The organism is Streptomyces sp. FH025, from assembly GCF_017427025.1.
In the GTDB taxonomy this organism is placed as follows: domain Bacteria; phylum Actinomycetota; class Actinomycetes; order Streptomycetales; family Streptomycetaceae; genus Kitasatospora.
In genome coordinates, this window is record NZ_JAFLNG010000998.1 from 1 (window position 1) to 2,100 (window position 2,100).

General features: G+C 73.2%; 3 protein-coding genes and 1 pseudogene. 1 reads left to right on the top strand and 3 read right to left on the bottom strand.

The features are described from left to right. From J0670_RS36580 to J0670_RS36590, 3 genes and pseudogenes are all read right to left on the bottom strand, one after another. Positions 1-293 (bottom strand): annotated as a pseudogene (locus J0670_RS36580) (hypothetical protein); the annotation flags it as partial. A gap of 105 nt (positions 294-398) precedes the next feature. Beyond that, complete coding sequence (locus tag J0670_RS36585) at positions 399-836, bottom strand: nucleoside deaminase (RefSeq protein WP_207817092.1); 438 nt, start codon at positions 834-836, stop codon at positions 399-401. Then, the gene (locus tag J0670_RS36590) at positions 833-1,639 is read right to left on the bottom strand and encodes an LLM class flavin-dependent oxidoreductase (protein ID WP_207817093.1); all 807 of its coding nucleotides are present in this window, start codon (positions 1,637-1,639) and stop codon (positions 833-835) included. Before J0670_RS36590 ends, J0670_RS36585 begins: the two co-directional genes overlap by 4 nt. Positions 1,640-1,732: 93 nt before the next feature. Here J0670_RS36590 and J0670_RS36595 point away from each other — a divergent pair. Beyond that, positions 1,733-2,100, top strand: a 368-nt coding sequence (locus J0670_RS36595) for an Lrp/AsnC family transcriptional regulator (protein ID WP_207817094.1), incomplete at its 3' end; no start/stop codon positions are given.

Here is a 2,100-nt window from a genome sequence, read left to right on the forward strand (position 1 = left end):
GACGCCAACAGCTCCAGCACCCCCGTGGCCCTCTCCCGGGCGCCCCCGCCCGTCGCCGCCATGTCGACCACCGGCCCGAGCGGCAACTCCAGGTCCCGGAGCAGCCGCGCCAGGTACAGATCCCGCTGGTCGGTCTGCGAGTCCCACCGCCACTCCCAGCGGATGCAGCCGTACACCAGCTCGGCGGCGGCCGCCGGATCCTCCGCCGCCATCCGCGCGCCCAGCCCCCGGCCACGCTGCAACAACCCCGGAAGCGTCCCCGCCGGTGCGTACTCGAATCTCCGCTCTGCCACGAACTCCATCGTGCCGCAGCCCCCGACGCGTACGGGCGTCGGGGGCGCCCACGGAACGGAGCGTCCTGCCGTAACTCCACCCCGTGTCCGGCCCGTCCGCCACCGTCAATCCGCCCGGTAGTACGCGTCGATCGGCCCGCGCGCCTCCTCGAACAGCGCCGGCCCGTCCTGCGCCACCACCGGCCAGGCGCCCGACTCCGGATTGAGCTCGACCAGTTGCTCGGTCGCGAGCGCGTACACCACCCGTCCGATGCCCGACCGCACCAGTGCCCCCGCGCACATGCCGCAGGGCTGGCAGCTGGTGTACATGGTCGTGCCCGCGGCCACCTCGGGCTCCAACTCCCGGGCCGCCCACCGGGCGAGCTTCAGCTCGGGGTGCGCCGTGATGTCCGCGTCCCGCCGCACCGTGTTGTGGGCCTCCGCCAGGACGTCCCCGTCCGGCCCGGCCAGCAGGGAGCCGTACGGCGCGTCCCCCGCCTCCACCGCGCGGGCCGCGATCCCGATCGCGCGCCGCAGCAGCGCCTCGTCGGCAGCCGTGATCACCGTTCCGCCTTCCATCCCGTAGCCACCGAATCGAGCGCCCGCCACGCGGCCTCGGGCCGCCTGGTCTCCTCCGGATCCCCGCGGTACGGATCCAGCACCACGGTCTCCGCGCCCAGCTCGCGCAGCTCCCGGAGGTCGCCCATCATCTGCGCCAAGTCCCCCACCCCGGCGGGCCGTTCGGGATCAGCCACCGGCTCGTCCGTCAGCCGCAACGCGATCCTCGGCGCGAACCCCGGCAACTGACGCAGCGTCACCACATCCCGCATCCGCCCCATCGAGAGCCGCAACGGGTGCCAGGCGTCACCGAACTCGGCCGCTCGCCGCAGAGCCGCCTCGCTGTGCCCGCCGACCCACACCTGCGGGGCCTGCGAGCCCTCCCAGGCCTCCCGCAGCGCCCCCAGGTACTCGTCGGTCAGCCGCCCCCGCGCGGTGAACGGCACCCCGAGCGCCTCGAACTCCTGCCGCGCCCAGCCGACCCCCACGCCGAGCACGAACCGCCCGCCGCTGAGCCGGTGCAGGCTGCTCGCCATCCGCGCCACCAGCAGCGGGTGCCGGTACGGCAGCACCAGCACCGTCGTGCCCAGCCGCAGCCGGCCTCCGCTGATCCCCGCCAGCCAGGACAGCGTGGTGAACGGGTCGTAGAACGGCTCGGGGTACCGCTCGGCCACATCCGCCGTCACGGCCACGTGGTCCGACACCATCAGCAGGTCGAAGCCGAGCCCCTCCACCACCCGCGCCCACTCGCGCAGCACGCCGGGGTCGGTGCCCGGCCCGAAGTTCGGTACGTTGACGCCAAGTTGCATGCCCAGAGGCTATTGCGGCGATCACGCCGCACGGAACCCGATCCTCCCGGCAGAAGCCGCCGTCGCCCACGAATCCCCCGGTAATATCCTCCGATGACCGCGAATCTTGACGACACCGACTGGGCCATCATCGAGCAGCTCCAGCGGGAGGCCCGGATCTCCCTCAGCGAGCTGGGCCGCCGGGTCAACCTCAGCCCGTCCGCCACCACCGAGCGCGTACGGAACCTGGAGTCGCTGGGCGTCATCACCGGCTACCACGCCACCGTCGACCTGGCCAAGGTCGGCTACCCGGTGCTCGCCGTCGTCCGGCTCAAGTACCCGGGCAACCGCCACCAGCCGCTGCACCGGCTGCTCGCCGAGCGCCGCGAGATCCTGGAGTGCCTGCGCACCACCGGCGACGACTGCTACACCCTGAAGGTGGCCGCGACCTCCATGGAGCACCTGGAGACCCTCGTCGACGA

Coding starts and splice junctions, on each gene's coding strand:
- J0670_RS36590 (WP_207817093.1), bottom strand. CDS start 1,639: ATGCAACTTGGCGTCAACGTACCGAACTTCGGGCCGGGCACCGACCCC.